Origin of the sequence: Vibrio sp. 1167 (assembly GCF_033340375.1) — a bacterium.
GTDB lineage: Bacteria > Pseudomonadota > Gammaproteobacteria > Enterobacterales > Vibrionaceae > Vibrio > Vibrio alginolyticus.
In genome coordinates this window covers 1-1,203 of record NZ_JAWOWK010000078.1, presented here as the reverse complement: position 1 = coordinate 1,203, position 1,203 = coordinate 1, and the positions used below count along the sequence as shown (strand labels likewise).

Annotated in this window: 2 pseudogenes; both read left to right on the top strand. The window is 45.6% G+C overall.

Annotated elements, in window-relative coordinates:
• Nucleotides 1-871 (top strand): annotated as a pseudogene (locus R7Z78_RS24495) (glutamate--cysteine ligase); the annotation flags it as partial.
• Between the two features lie 24 nt (nt 872-895).
• Nucleotides 896-1,203: pseudogene (locus R7Z78_RS24490) on the top strand (hypothetical protein); the annotation flags it as partial.

Sequence of the window (1,203 nt, the reverse complement as noted above, 5' to 3'; positions counted from 1 at the left end):
CTTGAGTGATCTTGGTTATACCAACAGTGCTCAAAGCGTATTGAAAATTGGTTTCAACAGTATTGACCAATATCTTGAAGGTTTAGGTGATGCGATTCGTCGACCATCTGAAGAATTCGCAAAAATTGGAGTAAAAGTGGATGGTGAGTACCGTCAGCTCAATACCAACATTCTCCAGATTGAAAATGAATTGTACGCACCAATTCGTCCGAAACGCGTAGCGAAAAGTGGTGAGAAGCCTTCAGATGCGTTGAGTCGCGCGGGCGTGGAATACATTGAAGTGCGCTCATTAGATGTGAACCCATTCAGTGCCGTTGGTGTTAGCGAAGAGCAAGTTCGTTTCTTAGATCTTTTCCTAACGTGGGCGGCGTTGTCAGATTCTGACCCAATGGATAACTGCGAACTAGAATGCTGGCGTGACAACTGGAACAAAGTGATCATCTCTGGTCGTGAAAAAGGTTTGATGCTGCAGATCGGTTGCCAAGGTGAACGCTTATCTTTGCAAGATTGGGCGAAGCGAGTATTCGTTGAGTTGCGCCAAATTGCAGTAGAGATGGATTCTGCGGCTGGTGGCGACGCTTACCAAGCTGTATGTGACAAGTTAGAAGCATGGATTGATAACCCTGAACTGACGATTTCTGGCCAATTGCTTGAGCTAACCAAAGAACTTGGTGGACTTGGCAAAGTAGGTTGTGCTCTTGGCATGAAGTTCCGTGAAGAAAATCTGGCTCACGGTTACCAACATTACTCGCAAGATATAATGGAAACGGAAGTGGCTTCTTCAGTTGAGAAACAGCGACAAGCGGAAGAAAGCGATACGTTATCTTTTGACGAGTTTCTGGAGAACTACTTCGCTTATCTAAAACAATAATCAATAAGTAAGGATTGGGTGGGATTGAACATTAAGCCGTTGGTTGTATCGGTGCTAGGAAGTGTGTTGCTTGCGGGATGTGCGACAGCGCCACCAAAACAGCAAGATAACTTATGTGAGATATTCCGAGAAAAATCTGGTTGGTATGATGATGCGAAAGATATGGAAAAAGAGTGGGGAACGCCCATTCATGTTGCCATGGCCATCATCAAGCAGGAAAGCAGTTTCCGCCATGATGCCAAACCACCCAAAGATTACGTATTGGGTTTCATCCCTTGGGGACGCGTAAGCAGTGCGTATGGCTATGCTCAGGCTCAAGATCCAGCTTGGGA